The sequence below is a fragment of the Actinomadura sp. GC306 genome (assembly GCF_004348665.1).
In the GTDB taxonomy this organism is placed as follows: domain Bacteria; phylum Actinomycetota; class Actinomycetes; order Streptosporangiales; family Streptosporangiaceae; genus Spirillospora.
On sequence record NZ_SMKM01000146.1, the window covers coordinates 1 to 16,253 of the forward strand.

Consider the following 16,253-nt stretch of genomic DNA (forward strand, 5'->3'; position numbering starts at 1 on the left):
GGGTGGGGGAGTGTCCGGGGTGTTGCGTTCCGCCCACTGCCTCAGGTCGCGGCGTTCGATCGCGGCGGCCATCAGGTCGGGGAACGCGTCCGGGGTGCAGGCGAACGCCGGGACGTCCAGGGCCGCCAGCGCCGCCGCGGTCCCGCGGTCGTAGGCCGGGGCGCCCTCGTCCGACAGGGCGAGCAGCACCACGACCTGCACGCCCGCCGACGTGAGCGCCGCCACCCGCCGCAGCAGCTCCTCCCTGATCCCGCCCTCGTACAGGTCGCTGATGAGGACGAAGATCGAGTCCTCCGGCCGCGTCACCAGGCCCTGGCAGTAGGCGACCGCCCGGTTGATGTCGGTCCCGCCGCCGAGCTGTGTGCCGAACAGCACCTCCACGGGGTCGTGCAGCTGCGGGGTCAGGTCGACCACGTTCGTGTCGAACACCACCAGCGACGTCCGCAGCGACCGCATGGACGCCAGCACCGCGCCGAACACGCTCGCGTACACCACCGACGCCGCCATCGACCCGCTCTGGTCGATCGCGAGGATCACGTCCCGCTGCACGGACCGCTGCCGCCGCCCGTACCCGATCAGCCGCTCCGGGACGAGCGTCCCGTGCTCGGGCAGGTAGTGCCGCAGGTTCGCGCGGATCGTGCGCTCCCAGTCGACGTCGGCGAGCCGCCGCGGCCGCAGCACCCGCGCCGACCTGTCCAGCGCGCCGCCGAGCGCCGAGCGGGTCTTCTGCGCGAGCCGCCGCTCCAGCTCGGTGACGACCGTGCGCACCACGGCCCGCGCGGACTCCCTCGCCCGGTCGGGCATCACCCGGTTCAGCGACAGCAGCGTCCCGACGAGGTGGACGTCCGGTTCGACGGCGTCGAGCATCTCCGGCTCCAGCAGCAGCCGGGTGAGGTCGAGCCGCTCGATCGCGTCCTTCTGCATCACCTGGACGACGCTCGACGGGAAGTACGTGCGGATGTCGCCGAGCCACCGCGCCACCGAGGGCGCCGAGTCGCCGAGCCCGGCGCCGCGCCGCCGCGACCGCCCCCCGCCCGCGCCGCCACCGGACCCGTAGAGCCGCTCCAGCGCCCCGTCCATCCGCGCGTCGTCGCCGGCGAGCGCGACGCCCGTCCCGTCGGCCTGGCCGCCGCCGAGCACGAGCCGCCAGCGCCGCAGCCGGTCGTCCTCCGGCGTCACCGCATCGGTCACGAAGATCCCTCCCAGCCGAGGATGTGCAGGACGGTCGCGGTCGCGGCGGCCGCGCGGGCGGCGTCCACGTCCTCCTCGTCCGGGCCGGACGACGCGGCGGAGGTCTGGTCGAGGCGGCGCAGCCGCTCGCCGATCGCGCGGCGCTCGGCGTCGGCGTACGCGCCGAAGGTGCGGCGCAGCAGGGGCAGCACGTCGGTGAACGAGTCGCCCGGCAGCCCCGCGACCCAGTCGTCGACGAGGCGCAGCAGCGCGGTGTCGTGCATGAGGATCAGCCCGCCGCCGGACAGGAACCCCTCCACCCAGGCGGCGGCGCGGGCGGGGCCCGTGCCGGTGGACACGGCCCGCGCCATCCGGTCGGCCACGTCGTCCAGGCGGCCCGCGTCCAGCAGCAGCCGGGTGAGGCGCCCCTCGATCAGGCCGTGCAGGGCCTCCGGGCGGGCCACGAGGCCCTCCAGCGTGCGGCGCCAGCGCTCGATGTGGCCCTCGTCGGCCAATAGCGCCAGCGCGCCGTGCACGGCGTCGACGTGGCCGAGGAACTCGCGGGCGGCGTCGTCGTCCAGGCCGGCGACGGCCGGCGGGAGCCCGACGCAGATTCGCACGACGAGGCCGTCCACGACCGTGCGGAGCGGGCCGGTGGACGTGCCGCGCACGTCGCCGTAGCGCAGCGCCCGCACGAGGGCGGGCATCGCCGACATCAGGTGCGCGACGTCGGTGTCGACCGCGGCCCGGTCGGCGAGGGCGCGCATCACGGTGGGCAGCGCGTCGCCGAGGTCGGCGAGCAGGCAGCGCTCCGCCACCGAGGTGAGGTCGCCGAGCGTGCCGGCGCCGGTGGCGATCGCCTCCGCGCGGGCCGTGGCCGCGCCCTGGACGGTGGTGCCCCACGCGCTCGCCTCGATCAGCTCGACGTCGAACTCCGGCCGCCACGCCAGCGTCCACGTCTCGCGGAACGTGCCCTTGGACCGGCCCGCCGCGGCCGGGACGCCCCAGTCGACGTGCAGGAGGCGGAGCCGGTGCAGCAGCCGGCTGCGCTCCAGGTCCGTGGGTTTGCGCAGGTCGAGGTCCTGCTCCTTGTCGAGCGCGGCCGGCTTCAGCCGCAGCCGCCGCTGCTGCGCCTGCAGGTCGCGCTGGAGCGGCACCATCGGGGTCCGCTCCGGGACGGCGCCGAGCCGCTCCCCGACGACCATGCGCCGCTGGATCAGCTCGACCGGCAGGTCGGCGCCCTCGCACAGCACCGCCCGGGTCGCCTCGGTCACCTCGTCGAGCCCGGCGAGCGGGCGGCCCCGCAGCGCGGCGAGCGCCTCGGCGAGCCGGACGGCCTCGATCACGTGCGCCGAGGAGACGTGCAGGTCCTCGTCGCGCAGGACGCGGGCGGCGGCGGTGAGCCACCGCTCGACGGGCCGGTCGGGGGCGGTGAACAGGTGGTGGTACCAGCCGGGGGACCGGACGCCCGCCCCGTACCCGGAGCGCCCCGCCAGCCGCCCGTGCGTCCACGGCACCCACGTCATCGCGACCTTGGCCTTCGGCAGGCCGCGCAGCGTCCGGTCGTCCCGGGCGGCCGGGACCTTGGCCCGCAGGGCGGGGACGTGCCACGCGCCGCACACCACGGCGACGCGCTCGTGGCCCTCCTTGAGGGTGCGGCGCAGCGTCCGCCGCATGTGCGCCTCGCGCTGCTCCTCCCGCCGCAGGTGGCCGGGCGGGAGCCCCGCGGACGCGGCGCCCTCCGGGAGCTCGGCGAGCTGCTCGCGCAGCTCGGTCATCGCCTCGGCGATCGCCGGGAACGGCGACGGGCCGCCGCCGCGGTGCTCGACGACGTCGTCCCACCACCGCTCGGCGTCGTCGTACCCGGCGGCCTTCGCGAGCCAGCCCAGCGGGTCGAGCCGGATGCCCTCCGCCGGCTCCGGCGGCGCGCCGGCCTCGCCCTCCGGCTCGGGGCCCTGCTGTTCGGACTCCTCGTCCGCGTCGTCGGACGGGACGAGCTGGTGCGCGGCCGGAAGGTCGCAGAAGCGCACCGGGACCCCCGCCCCGAGGGCGTACCGGATCGCCTGCCATTCGGGGCTGAACTCGGCGAACGGCCAGAACGCGGCCTTGCGGCCGCTCCCGCGGCCCCCGCCGGTGTCGCCGGCGGGGGCGGGCGAGTAGGCCAGCAGCGCCACCGGCGGCGCCATCGCGGGGTCGCCGGCCAGCTCCACGATCGGGTCGGCCTCCGGCGGGCCCTCGATCAGCACCGCGTCCGGCTTGAACTCCTCCAGGGCGCCGCGCAGCGCCCGCGCCGAGCCGGGCCCGTGGTGGCGGATCCCGTAGACCTCGACGTGGCTCAAGACACCTCCCGGCACGCGCGGTAGAAGTCGCGCCACTCCGGCCGGTCGCGGACGACCGCCTCCAGGTACTCCTGCCACACCACCCGGTCCGACACCGGGTCCTGGACGACGGCGCCGACGATCCCGCCCGCCACGTCCGCGGCGCGCAGCACCCCGTCGCCGAAGTGCGCGGCCAGCGCCAGCCCGCCGGTCACGACCGAGATGGCCTCGGCGGTGCTGAGCGTCCCGCTGGGCGACTTGAGCTTGGTCCGCCCGTCGGCCGTCACGCCCGCGCGCAGCTCGCGGAACACGGTGACGACGCGGCGGATCTCCTCCAGGCCCGCCGGGGACTCCGGCAGCTCCAGCCCCGCGCCGATCTGGTCGACGCGGCGCGCCACGATGCCGACCTCCTCCTCGACCGACTCGGGCAGCGGCAGCACGACGGTGTTGAAGCGGCGGCGCAGCGCGCTGGACAGCTCGTTCACGCCCCGGTCGCGGTCGTTGGCGGTCGCGATGACGGTGAAGCCCTTGCGCGCCTGGACCTCGGTGTTCAGCTCCGGGACGGGCAGCGTCTTCTCCGACAGGACGGTGATCAGCGTGTCCTGGACGTCGGACGGCATCCGGGTCAGCTCCTCGATGCGGGCGACCGCGCCGAGCCGCATCGCGCGCATCAGCGGGCTCTCCACCAGCGCCTGCTCCGACGGGCCCTCGGCGAGCAGCCGCGCGTAGTTCCAGCCGTAGCGGATCGCCTCCTCCGCGGTGCCGGCCGTCCCCTGCACGAGGAGGGTGGAGTCGCCGCTGACGGCGGCGGCGAGGTGCTCCGACACCCACGTCTTCGCCGTGCCCGGCACGCCGAGCAGCAGCAGCGCCCGGTCGGTGGCCAGCGTCGCGACCGCGACCTCCATCAGCCGCCGCGGCCCCACGTACTTCGGGGTGATCGCCGTGCCGTCGGGCAGCTCGCCGCCGAGCAGGTACGTGGTGACGGCCCACGGCGACAGCCGCCAGCCGTGCGGGCGGGGCCGGTCGTCGTGCTCGGCCAGCCGCGCCAGCTCCCCGGCGTACTCCTGCTCCGCGTGCGGCCGCAGCACCGCCGGCGCCGTCCCTTCCGGGGGACGGCCCCCCGGGCCCTCCGGCAACTGCTTCTCGGTCACGAACTCAGCTCCTTCAACATCTCGGCTCGGAAGCGCAGGGTGTCGGTCAGGTCGGTGACGGCGCGCGGGACCGCCGCGCCCGCCTCGGCCGCGAGCGCGTCCAGGCGCGGCGCGGCGGCGGGGTCGAGCCGCTCGTGGGCGAGCCGGCACAGCTGGCCGACCAGGTGCTCCTCGCGGCGCGTCCCGCGTCCGGCGGCGGCGGTGAGGATCGCGAGCACCGCCGAGGCGAGCGCGCCCGTCCACGGCCCCGGCACCCGTTCGAGGACGCGCAGCAGGTCGATCTCGCCCTCGATCCAGCGGATCAGGCCGGCGGCCGCGGCGTCGCGCTCCGCCTCGGGCAGGACGGGCAGCAGCTCGGCGAGCGCCTCGGGCTCGTCCACCATGACGCCGCCCTTGAACAGCGCCCGCGCCCACTCCACGTCGTGCTGGATCAGCGCGGCACGGGCCCATCCGACGTGGACGTCGCGCCCGTCGGCCTCGGGCACCGGCAGGCACACGATCTCGATCGGCGGCAGCCCGAACAGCTCCGTCCAGGTGGCCAGCGGAGTGCGGGAGAGGACCTCGCGGAGCCACGCCGACCGGGCGCCCACCGGCTTGCCGCCCCTCGGCGCGAACGAGCCCGCCGGGTGGAACGGGATGCCGTCGCGCGCCATCTCCTCGTCGTGGGCGGGCGGCGGATCGACCTTGATCCACGTCTGCCGGCGGCCCCGCTCCGTGCGGGCCTCCGGTGCCAGGCAGGCGCGGGCGCGCGCCGCCATCCGCGCGCCGTAGGCGGAGCCGGGCAGCCGGGCCAGCAGGTCGGACGCGGTCTGCCGCACGTCCTTGCCGCGGTCCTCCAGGGCCGCTTCGAGGAACTCCTCGTCGGCGGGGGACAGGCCGTGCGCGAACGTGGCGAGGAAGGCGGCGCGGTCGGGCGCGGGCTCCTTCGCCCACGTCTCGCCGAGCAGCTCCCTGGCCCGTGCCGGGTCGGTCCCGCGCAGCCCGGTCAGGTAGGCGACGCGCCGGTTGCGCGTCCCGGTCGACCACACCTCGGGGCCGCCGCCGGGATCGTCGCCCGACCCGACCAGGTACGCCCAGTCGGTGTTCTGCAGCGCCAGCCAGACGCCGCGCCGGCCGGCCGCCGCCGCGATCGACGGCCGCAGCGCCCGGTCGCCGCGCCCGCGTTCGAGCAGGTCGGGCAGCGACTGGACGGGCACCCGCAGGCCGCGGGCCGCCGCCGCGTCCAGCCACTCCGGCAGCACCCGGACGTGCTCCCCGCCCAGGATCCGCCGCAGCCGGGCCGCCGCGGGGGCGGGGACGACCGGGGCGTCCTCCACCGGGGCGAGCGCCACCGGGACCGGGGCCGCCGGGGGGACGCGCCCGGCCCGGCGCCGGACGGCCAGCAGCGCCGCCTGGTCGAGCAGCCGCCCGGCCCTGTCATCGGCGGCGCCATCGGCGGCCTGCCCGCCGGCGGGGGCCTCGGGCAGCACGGGCGGGTCGCGCCGCTCGGTGCCCAGCAGCGCCGCGGTCACGTGCTCGCTCCACCCGCTCACAGGACCACCGCTCCCTCGGTCTCGTGCCAGGCGGCCAGCGGACGCAGGCCGCGCGGACTCCACTCCCCGGCGAGCGTCACCGGCCCGCCGCCCGACAGCGCGAGCAGCCGCCACGGGTCGGCCATGCGGAGCGGCAGCGCGTCCCCGGCGGCGTCGGCCGCGTACAGGCCGCCGTCCCCGGCGCGGGCCAGCCGGACGTCCGCCAGCGTCGCCGGCCAGCGGTCGAGCCACGGATCCCGCGCGAGCGCCGCGGCGTGCTCGTCCAGGAACCCCGCGACGGACGTCCCGCCGGGCGTGCCCGGGACCGCGGTCCCGAACCGCTCGGCGACCAGCGCCCGCAGCGGCTGCGAACCCGGGTAGAACGCCAGCTCGGCGTCGACCTCCGTGCCCACGGGGAGCGACGCGTCCAGCGACGTGCCCGGCGCGGAGAACGACAGGACGAGCGCCGGCCGGCCGGTCCGCCGGCCGCGCAGCCACACCCGCCGCGTCGTCAGCACGTCCTGCGCGGTGTCGCGCGACCCGGTCACGCACCACCGGTCCCGGACGCGCTCTCCCGCGGTGGTGACCTCCTCCTGCGGGACGGTGAACCCGACGCGGGACCGGACGGTCTCGCGCAGCCCCTCCGGCAGCTCGTCCCGCCGCCGATGGGCCCGCACCAGCAGCCGCAGCAGCGCGTACTCCGCCAGCAGGCGGTCGGGCCAGCCGGGCGTCCCCGGGATCGCGGCGAGGCCCCTGACCTGCCCGGCGAGGGCGCCCGCCTGCGCGTCGACGAGCCGCCGCGCGACGTCGTCCCACATCTGGTACCGCGCCTTCGCCGCCTGGGCGAGCCCGTGCGCGACCTGGTCGCGCAGCCACCGGTCGAGCTCGGCGAGCCCCTCCTCGACCCGCCGCTCCCGCCGCTCGGCGGTCTTCGGGTCCTTGCCCCGGCCCTCGTCGCCGCCCTTGCCCGCCGCGGCCCGCCGCTGGGCGGCCCGGCCGGCGCGCTCCCGGCGGCCCGCCAGCCATTCGGCGGCCCACCCGGCGCGCGCCCCGTCCGCCACCGAGCCCTCGCTCCAGAGGAGCAGGAGCCCGAGGACGTGCTTGCACGGGATCTTCCGGCTCGGGCACGAGCACCGGAACGCCGGCTCGGTCAGATCGACGGCGGCCCGGTACACCGACTTCCCGGAGCCCTGGCACTCACCCCAGACCGCCTCGCCGTCGCACCCCGTCCCGTCCCACTTGGCCGGCTTGGCGACGCCTCCGGCCGCCTTCACGGCCGCCGCGTCGGGCGCGAGCCCGAGCACCTGGTCGCGGCTCCATCGTTCGCTCACACAGCCGAAACTATCGGTGCCCCCCGACAGTCCAGGGCGCCCCGGCCGGCCGCCGGAACCGGTATCAGAAATCGGCCTGACCGGGCAGGCCGGGCAGGTCGGGCAGGTCGGCGTCCGGGACGAGGAGGGCGCCGCCCGCGAGGAGGGCGAGCAGCGCGGTCGCGCCGAACAGGCCGACCCAGGCCAGGCCCGGGACGCCGGTCAGGTGCGCGAGCTGGTCGGCGTCCGAGCTCGGCGCCATGTGCCGGGAGCGCATCCGCTGCAGCTCGATCACCGGGCGAGTGGCGGCGAACAGCAGGAACCAGGCGGCCAGGTACGCGAACCCGGCCTGCACCTCGGCGCTGCCCAGCCACGACACCGCGAAGACGATCGCGCCGGTGGCGACGACCGAGAGCACGCCGTAGGCGTTGCGGATCATGATGAGCATCGCGCCGAGCAGCGCGAGCGAGAACCACAGCATCAGCGTGATGCGGCCGGCGGCGAGCAGCAGCGCGAAGAACAGCCCGAGCAGCGGGGGAGTGACATAGCCCGCCAGCGCCGTGAAGATCATGCCGGGGCCGTGCGGCTTGCCGCGCGAGACCGTCACCCCGGAGGTGTCGGAGTGCAGCTTGATGCCGTCCAGCTTGCGGCCGGTGAGCAGCGCCACGAGCGCGTGCCCGCCCTCGTGGGCGATCGTCACGGTGTTGCGCGCGACGCGCCAGGTGGGGCCGTGCAGCACGGCCCCGAGCGCCACCAGGCCGACGAGGGCGACCAGCCACCACGGGGGATCGGGCTGCGTTCCCGTCACGCGGTCCCACAGGTCGGTGATGCTGATGTCGTCCACGTCCACCTCGGAGTCGTCGTCGCGATGCCCAACATTAGGACGTCGGGCATAACGCTCGCGTTCGGTTCGCCCCGGGCATTCGGTGATTCCCCGGACGGCACCGCCGCGAAAGCGGTTATTGTGCCCTTCGCCGCGGGGGTCGCGGCTGAGGGGTGCGGGTGATGAGCGAGAGCGCGGGGGCCGACGCGGACGCGCTCGCCGGGCGGTTCGCGCAGATGTTCGCGGCGCTGGCGGGCGGCATCGAGCGCGTCGTGCGCGGCAAGCGGGAGAAGGTCGAGCTGGCGCTGGTCTGCCTGCTCGCGGAGGGCCACCTCCTCGTCGAGGACGTGCCGGGCGTCGGCAAGACGACGCTGGCGCGGGCGATCTCGGCGTCGGTCGAGGCCGAGTGGGCGCGCATCCAGTTCACGCCCGACCTGCTGCCCAGCGACATCACCGGGGTCTCCATCTACAACCAGGGGACGAACGCGTTCGACTTCCACCCGGGGCCGATCTTCGCCAACCTTGCCGTCGCCGACGAGATCAACCGCGGCTCGCCGAAGACGCAGTCGGCGCTGCTGGAGGTCATGGAGGAGCGCCGGGTGACCGTGGAGGGCACCCCGCACCCCGTGCCGCGCCCGTTCATGGTGATCGCGACGCAGAACCCGGTCGACATGGACGGCACGTACCCGCTGCCGGAGGCGCAGCTCGACCGGTTCCTGATGCGGATCTCGATGGGCTACCCCGGCCACGAGGCCGAGGTGGCGCTGCTGGCGGGCGCCCCGACCGGCGCGATGCTCGACGCGATGCCGCCGGTGGTCGGCCGCGCGGACCTCGCCCGGATGATCGACTTCGCGCAGCGGCTGCACGTCGCGCCGCCGCTGCTCGACTATCTGGTGCGGGTCGTCGCCGCCACCCGCGAGCACGCCGACCTGCGGCTCGGCGCGAGCCCGCGGGCCGGCATCGCGCTGCTGCGGGCGGCGCGGGTGCGGGCGGCGGCGGCCGGCCGGTCCTACCTCGTCCCGGAGGACGTGAAGGCGCTCGCGGTCCCGGTGATCGCGCACCGGCTGATCGTGACGCCGGAGGCGGAGCTGCGCGGCCGGACCGGCGCGGACGTGGTCGCCGAGGCGCTGCGCAACGTGCCGACCCCGCAGGCCGCCGGCGTGTGAAGACCGTGCGGAGAGCCGGGATACTGACGCCGCTCGGCTGGGGGACGGCGGCCGCCTCGGTGCTGCTGTACGCGGCGGGCTGGCGCCTCGGCTACCCGGAGCCCGCCATGTTCGGGGTCGCCGGGCTCGCGGCGGTGGCGGGCGCGGTGCTGTGGACGCTGCCGCAGGTGAGACTGGACGTCCGCAGGGAGGTGGCACCGGCCAAGGTGGCGCGGGGCGAGCCGGCCGTGGGCGTCCTGCACGTCACCAACCGGGGGCGCGGGGCGCGGGGCGTGCGCGCCCGGGACGCGGCCGGGCCGGGCGCGGTCGAGGTCGACATCCCGCGGCTGCGGGCCGGCGCCACCCGCACCGTCAGCTACCGGCTGCCGACCGGCCGGCGCGGCGAGCTGCCGGTGGGGCCGCTGCGGCTGGAGCGCGCCGACCCGCTCCGGCTCGCCCGGCGGACCCGGGAGTACGGCGCGCCGGAGGTGCTGCTCGTCCGGCCGCGGACGGTGCCGCTGGCGCTGCTGCCGTCCGGGCGCGCCCACCACCTGGAGGGGCCGACGAGCGACCGGTCCCCGGCCGGGACGGCGACGTTCCACGCGCTGCGCGAGTACGTGGTCGGCGACGAGCTGCGGCACATCCACTGGAAGTCGTCGGCGCGGACGGGGACGCTGATGGTGCGCCGGCTCGTCGACGCGAGCCTGCCGACGACGACGGTGGTGCTGGAGGCGCGTCCCGGGGCGTGGCCCGAGCCCGACGACTTCGAGCTGGCCGTGGACGCGGCGGCGTCGGTGGCGGCGGCCGCGGCGGCGGCGCAGTTCCCGGTCCGCGTCCTCACCGGCGGCGGGCCGGTCGCCGAGACGCGCGGCGGGCCCGACGACCTGGAGACGCTGCTCGACCGGCTCACCTCGGTCGAGACCCGGGAGGGCGCCGGGTCGGTGGTGGACGCGGTGCGCCGGGTGCGCGGCGGCGGGTCGCTCGTGGCCGTGCTGGGCGGCGCCGTGGAGCTGGCCGGCATCGCGGCGGTGCGGAGCCGGTTCGACCGGGTGGTGGTGCTGCGGGTCCGGGCGGCGGAGCCCGCGTCCGCGCCGCCCGGCGTGCGGGTCGTCGACTTCGCCGACCTGGAGGGGCTCGCGGACGCGTGGCGGCGGCTCGGGAGGACCCGGTGACCCGGTACGCCTCGCTCGCGGTGACCGCCTGCCTCGCCGCGGTGTGCGGGCTGGCCTTCCACCGGGTCTTCGGGTACGGCCCGGTGGTCCCGGTCGCCGCCGTCGCCGCGGTCGTGCCGACCGTGCTGTGCGGGCTGCTGTCCGGCCCGCGCAAGGGCGGCGCCCCGTGGCCGCTGTGGATCTCCCTGGTGCTGACCATGGTCGCGTGGGCGGCCACCGTGACCCTCACCGTGCTGCGCCCCGCCCTCGCGGACGGGACGCTCCCGCAGACGCTCCGCGCCGGCGTGCTCAGCTCGTGGAAGGCGATTCTGACCACGCTGCTGCCCGCCCCGGCAGAGCCGGAGTACCTGGTCCTGGTCGCCGTCGTGGTGTGGCTCGCGGCGTTCGCGTCCGCCGAGCTGGCGCTGCGGACCTCGCTGCGCGCCGCCCCGTGCGTCCCCGCGCTCGCCGGGTGGGCGGTGGCGCTCCCGCTGGGGGTGGACGGGCCCGGCTCCAACCTGCCGCTCGCCGCGGCGACCGTGGTGCTGACGGCGGTCCTGGTGCTGCTCCGCGCCGAGGGGGACCTCGCGTGGCGGCCGCTCGCCGCCGGGGTGCCCGCCGCCGCGCTCCTCGGTGCGGTGGCGTTCGCGGCGGGCCCGGTCGTCCCGGTCGGCACGCGGCCCTACGACCCGCGTGAGCAGGTGCGGGCACCGCCGCCGCAGCTGCGCGACGGCGTCAGCCCGCTCGACCGCGTCGGGGGTTGGCTGCTGCGGCCGGGCGAGGTGCTGTTCACGGTCCAATCCGGCCGCACCGAGCTGGAGCGGCTCGCCGTCCTCGACCGGTTCGACGGGGTGACGTGGTCGTCGACGGCCCGGTTCGTCCCCACCGGGAGCCGGGTGCCGGAGCATCCCACGCCGGGGGTGGAGCACGAGGTCGAGCAGCGGATCACGATCCACGGCCTGATCGGCGTGTGGGTGCCCGCGCCCGACCGGCCCCGGCGGGTCGACGGGCTTCCCGTCGTCGTCGACCCGGACAGCGGTGCGCTCGCCGCCGGGGAGCCGCTGCGGCCCGGCCAGAGCTACCGCGTCACGTCCGTCGTCCCCGAATGGACGGCCGGCGACCTCGCCGGCGCGGCGTTCGCGACCGACGCCGAGGCCAGGGCGGCGCTCCGGATGCCGTGGGGGCCGGGGGCGACGGAGCCGCCCGCCCAGCTCGCCGGGTTCCGGCGGTTCGCGGAGGGCGCGACGCGGGGGGCGGGCTCGCCGGTCGAGAAGGCCGCGCTGCTCGCCGAGGGCCTCAGGACGCACGCCGCCTACGACGTGACCGCGCCGCCCGGGCACGGCTACCGGCAGCTCGACTACTTCCTCGCCGAGAGCAGGCGCGGCACCCCCGAGCACTTCGCGACCGCGTACGCGCTGCTCGCCCGCACGATCGGCATGCCGTCCCGGGTCGTGGTCGGGTTCCGCGGGGGGCGGCGCGCGGGCGACGCCGTCCAGGTCCGGTCGGGGGACGTGCTGGTCTGGCCCGAGATCAAGTTCAAGGACCTCGGCTGGGTCCGCTTCAACCCGCTCCCGGACTCCGCGCGCCGCTCGAACCAGGACGACTCGGTCGCCGCGGGGGAGACGGAGCAGAAACTGGAGCAGGCGCAGAAGAACGCGGCGTCCCAGGCACGCGGCGAAGGCCCGGCCCCCGCCGAGGAGAAGGAGACGGGGGAACCCGCCGCCGCGGGCGGCGGTTCGCCCACGCCGTGGTGGGTGTTCGCGTCGGCCGCGGCGGCGGCGCCGGCCGCCGGCTACCTGCTCGCCGTCCTGGCCGCTCCCGCCCTGCGCCGACGCCGCCGCCGCGCGGGGCCGCCCGCCGCGCGCATCGCCGGCGCCTGGCACCAGGCCCTCGACCACCTCGCCGACGTCGGCCTGTCCACGGCGCGGACGCTGACCGCGCACGAGGTCGCCGGGTTCGGGGCGTCCGCGGTCGGCGCCGACGCGCACGGGCACCTGAGGCCGCTCGCCGACCTCGTCAACCACAGCCGCTTCTCCGCGGCCCGGCCGGACCCGGCAGCCGCCGACCGGGCCTGGGAGCACTCCGACGCGGTGGGACGCCTCGTCACCGCCAAGGCGGGCCGCCTCCGTCGGCTCCGGCGCCGCCTGCACCCCCGGTCGCTGACGGGCCGGTCCGGTACGCCGGCCCCGCCGCTCGGGGCCGCCCGCACCGGGCGCGGCGGCTACGGTGGCCGCATGCGACCGTGGAGAGAGCGCCCGTGACGCCCCGCGCCGTCCGCCCACCGGACCGCGACGACCTCGACCGTGCGTGGCGGGCCGTCTCCTCCGTACTCGACCCGACGCCCCTGGTGCCGTCCCCGCTGGCGCCCGGCGCCCTGCTGAAACTGGAGACGTTCCAGCCGACCGGCGCGTTCAAGGTGCGCGGCGCGCTCGCGGCCGTCGCGGCGCTGCCGCCGGGCCGCCCGGCCGTCACGGCGAGCGCGGGCAACCACGGCCTCGGCATGGGCCACGCGGCGGCCCGGTCCGGCGCCGACGTCACCGTGGTCGTGTCCACCCGGGCGTCCCCGGTGAAGACCGACAGGATCGGCGGGTACCCGGTGCGGCTCGTCCGGCACGGGACCACCTACGACGAGGCCGAGGCGCACGCGCTGACGCTGCCCGGCCACTACGTCTCGCCCTACAACGACCCGGCGGTCATCGCGGGGCAGGGCACCATCGGCCGCGAGCTCGAACGACAGCTCGAACGGCAGGCCGGCGGGCCCCTCACGGTCATCGCGCCGGTCGGCGGCGGCGGGCTGCTCGCCGGGCTCGCCCTGTGGGCGCGGGACCGGCCGGACGTCCGGCTGGTCGGCGTCGAGTCGGCGGTGTCGCGCGGCGTCGCCGCCTCGGTGGCGGCCGGGCGGGTCGTCGAGGTCGAGGTCGGCGAGACGTTCGCCGACGGCCTGCCCGGCAACCTGGAGCCCGGCAGCGTCACCCCGGGGATGATCGGCCGGGACGCGGAGCTGACCGCGGTCACCGACGACCAGATCCGGGCGGCGATGCGCTGGCTGTTCCGCGAGCACGGGCTCGTCGCCGAGGGCGCGGGCGCCGCCGGGGTCGCCGCCGTCCTCGCCGGGAAGATCGAGGTCACCGGGCGGCCCGTGCCGATCATCACCGGCCGGAACATAACAATTCCGACGTTCATTGACGCGATTCGCGAAAACTGAGCAACTACCTATTCGCGAAATCACCGACATTCCTGGCCCGCCGCCCGCTACCGTGCGAGCGAACCGGGGGAAGGTGATCAAGCGTCATGCGGACAGCGGTCCAGGGATGGTTCCGCCGCGACCGCCTCACGGGGCAGGTCGCGGCCGGGCTGGTCGGCGTGCTCGTGGTGGCCGCGGCCGTGTACGGGGTGGGCATCGCGAGTGCCGAGTACCGCCTCGCCGACGTCGGCGCGTGGCTGACCGCCAAGAGCAGGGGCGCCGTCGTCCACGTCAACGGACCCGCCGCCAAGGTGGACGGCAAGGCCGGCGTGATCCCGCACATGCGCGGGCACAACGTCAAGATCGTCCAGGACGGCGCCACGATCCTGATCGTCGACCTGGACACGGGCGTGGTCAGCCGCCTCGACCCGTCCCAGCTGAGCATCGGCCAGAGCCGCTCCCTCGGCAGGGGCGTCCAGGTCCTCGCGGGCGCCGGGAAGGCGTACACGGTCGACTCGGTCAAGGGCGTCGTCCAGCAGATCGACCCGGTCGGCCTGACGCCGGTCGGCGCGTCCGCGACGCTGCCGCCGGTCCTCGGCCAGGCCGGGGTCGACGGCACGGGGACGCTGTGGGTGCCCGTCTCGCAGAAGGGCGAGGTCGCGGCGTTCCGGGACGGCGCGCTCCAGCCGCCCGTCCGGGTCGGCGCGCCCGGCGCCGGCCTGGCGCTGACCATCGCCGCCGGGCACCCCGTCGTCACCGACTCCACCGCCGCCACCGCCACCGTCGTCCGGTCCGGGTCGCCGCTCACGATCGCCCTGCCGACGACCGTGCGGCGCGCGGGCCGCGGCGGTGTGCTCGCCCCCGCGCACACCGAGGGCAGGATCGTCCCGCTGCTGGTGCCCGGCACCGGCTCCCTGGTCACCGTCGACACCGACACCGGCCGGTACTCCAGCGCCCGGCTGCCGATGCCGCGGCACCGGTACCGGCCGCCGCAGGTGCTCGGCGCGAAGGTCTACATTCCCGACGAGACGGCCGGCGCGCTGATCGTGTACGACTCGGCCGCCAACCGGTTCGACCGCCCGGTCCCGGTGACGAACCGGCCGGCCAGGCTGGACGTGTTCGTCAAGGACGGGCTGCTCTGGGCCAACGACCCGGCCGGCCCGAACGCCGTCGTGGTCGACCGGGGGAACGCGCACCGGGGCGTCGACAAGTACCGGGACCGGGTCGCGGGCGGCCCGCGGCGCCGGACGATCCCGCTGCCCGGCGACGGGGACGCCCCGCCGTCCGGCCGGCCGTCCCCGCGGGGGACCCCGGCGGCACCGCCGTCCCGCCCCGCGGCGCCCGGCGCGCCGCCGTCCGCGCCCGGCAACGTCTCCGTCGCGCCCGGTGCGGGGACGATGCGGATCGACTTCCAGCCGTCACGGGGCGACGGCATCGCCGGGTACGTGCTGAAGGACGTGCCCTCCGGGCTGTCGGTGAGCCCGTCCGCCATCGCCCCCGGAGCCGGCCCCTTCACCTTCACGGTCGCCGGCGGCGACTGCGGGACCGAGTACCGGTTCCGCGTGGCCGTCCGCTACCGCGACGGCCGGGGCAGGACACGCGAGGTGCCCTCGGCGGCCAGCGACCCCGTCCGCCCGTGCGTGACACCGGGCACGCCGACCGGACTGGCGGCGAAGGCGACGGCGTCCGGCGCGCAGGTCTCCTGGACGGCCGCGCCCGGCGGCGGCTCGACGAGCTACCGGCTGACCTGGACCGGGCCCGTCAGCGGCGGCAAGACCGTCACGGCCACATCCGCGACGCTCGCCGACGTGTGGTCCAACGGCGACTACACCTTCTCCGTCACGCCCGTCAACGGCGCCGGAACCGGCGCCGGCGCGACGCTCGGCACCACGCTGACCGGCCCGGCCGGCACCTACGCCGTGACGCGCAACGGCGGCTCCGACGGCTACATCAAAGCGGAGGCGAGCCACACCAGCTCCACCGTGGCCACCATGCGCGACAACAACGGCGAGAACGTCACCGTGCACTGCAAGAAGCAGGGCTCCTACTACCAGCACCCCAGCGACTCCAACCTCGCCGGCGACATGTACACCAAGATCACCTGGCAGGGGCACACCGGCTACGTGATCGGCTACCTGGTCGGCACGCCCGGCGCCTGGACGAGCTTCAGCGGCCCGGCCGTCTGGAAGTGCTGACCGTCCGGCGGAGCGGCCCGCGAACCGGCGGGACGGCCCGGCTCAGCCCGTCCGGTTCGCGCTGATGCAGGCGGGCGCCGACCATGACACGTCGGGGGCCTGGCCCTGGTTGAGCCGCAGCACCGCGCCCACCTTGAAGCAGTAGCGGGTCCGCGGCCGCAGGCCGGGCATGGTCGCCGACCGGGAGCCGGCCTGGGCGGTGACGAGCGGGTCCGTGCCGGCGGGCGCCTGCCGGATGAGCAGCGGCAGCTCCCGCGCGGCGGGCGGCAGCGTCCAGGTGAGCACGGCCGTGGGG

12 protein-coding genes are annotated in these 16,253 nt (G+C 76.9%); 5 read left to right on the forward strand and 7 right to left on the reverse strand.

Features of this window, described 5'->3' with window-relative positions:
• The 6 genes from E1200_RS20180 to E1200_RS20205 form a co-directional block, all read right to left on the reverse strand.
• On the reverse strand, nt 1-1,179 hold a 1,179-nt coding region (locus E1200_RS20180), incomplete at its 3' end, for a VWA domain-containing protein (protein ID WP_207933451.1).
• Nucleotides 1,180-1,187: 8 nt separating this feature from the next.
• On the reverse strand, nt 1,188-3,509 hold the full coding sequence (locus E1200_RS20185; RefSeq protein ID WP_131953608.1) for a DUF5682 family protein: 2,322 nt from the start codon (nt 3,507-3,509) through the stop codon (nt 1,188-1,190).
• Nucleotides 3,506-4,624, reverse strand: a complete 1,119-nt coding sequence (locus E1200_RS20190; RefSeq protein WP_131953615.1) for an AAA family ATPase — start codon at nt 4,622-4,624, stop codon at nt 3,506-3,508. Before E1200_RS20190 ends, E1200_RS20185 begins: the two co-directional genes overlap by 4 nt.
• A gap of 11 nt (nt 4,625-4,635) precedes the next feature.
• On the reverse strand, nt 4,636-6,171 hold the full coding sequence (locus tag E1200_RS20195; protein ID WP_131953609.1) for a DUF5691 domain-containing protein: 1,536 nt from the start codon (nt 6,169-6,171) through the stop codon (nt 4,636-4,638).
• Entirely contained in the window at nt 6,168-7,481 is a 1,314-nt protein-coding gene (locus E1200_RS20200; RefSeq protein ID WP_131953610.1) for an SWIM zinc finger family protein, read from the reverse strand. Before E1200_RS20200 ends, E1200_RS20195 begins: the two co-directional genes overlap by 4 nt.
• A gap of 64 nt (nt 7,482-7,545) precedes the next feature.
• Nucleotides 7,546-8,310, reverse strand: coding sequence for a M50 family metallopeptidase (locus tag E1200_RS20205; RefSeq protein ID WP_207933449.1), 765 nt, complete (start codon nt 8,308-8,310; stop codon nt 7,546-7,548).
• A gap of 155 nt (nt 8,311-8,465) precedes the next feature.
• On the opposite strand from E1200_RS20205, the gene E1200_RS20210 reads away from it, so the two are divergent.
• The 5 genes from E1200_RS20210 to E1200_RS33830 all read left to right on the forward strand — a co-directional run bounded on the left by E1200_RS20210 (nt 8,466) and on the right by E1200_RS33830 (nt 15,958).
• Entirely contained in the window at nt 8,466-9,449 is a 984-nt protein-coding gene (locus E1200_RS20210) for a MoxR family ATPase (RefSeq protein ID WP_243708711.1), read from the forward strand.
• Entirely contained in the window at nt 9,446-10,600 is a 1,155-nt protein-coding gene (locus E1200_RS20215; protein ID WP_131953612.1) for a DUF58 domain-containing protein, read from the forward strand. Before E1200_RS20210 ends, E1200_RS20215 begins: the two co-directional genes overlap by 4 nt.
• The gene (locus tag E1200_RS20220; protein ID WP_131953613.1) at nt 10,597-12,840 is read left to right on the forward strand and encodes a DUF3488 and transglutaminase-like domain-containing protein; all 2,244 of its coding nucleotides are present in this window, start codon (nt 10,597-10,599) and stop codon (nt 12,838-12,840) included. The genes E1200_RS20215 and E1200_RS20220 overlap by 4 nt, the downstream gene beginning before the upstream one ends.
• Nucleotides 12,822-13,784, forward strand: coding sequence for a pyridoxal-phosphate dependent enzyme (locus tag E1200_RS20225; RefSeq protein WP_207933450.1), 963 nt, complete (start codon nt 12,822-12,824; stop codon nt 13,782-13,784). The genes E1200_RS20220 and E1200_RS20225 overlap by 19 nt, the downstream gene beginning before the upstream one ends.
• Before the next feature lie 86 nt (nt 13,785-13,870).
• Nucleotides 13,871-15,958, forward strand: coding sequence for a fibronectin type III domain-containing protein (locus E1200_RS33830; protein WP_165950388.1), 2,088 nt, complete (start codon nt 13,871-13,873; stop codon nt 15,956-15,958).
• A gap of 42 nt (nt 15,959-16,000) precedes the next feature.
• Here the strand turns inward: E1200_RS33830 and E1200_RS33835 are convergent.
• Nucleotides 16,001-16,253: hypothetical protein (locus E1200_RS33835; protein ID WP_165950389.1), on the reverse strand; the 253-nt coding region annotated here is incomplete at its 5' end.

Bases quoted from the DNA above. Each gene is read 5' to 3' on its own strand.
- E1200_RS33830 (WP_165950388.1), top strand. From the start codon at position 13,871: ATGCGGACAGCGGTCCAGGGATGGTTCCGCCGCGACCGCCTCACGGGG.
- E1200_RS20210 (WP_243708711.1), top strand. From the start codon at position 8,466: ATGAGCGAGAGCGCGGGGGCCGACGCGGACGCGCTCGCCGGGCGGTTC.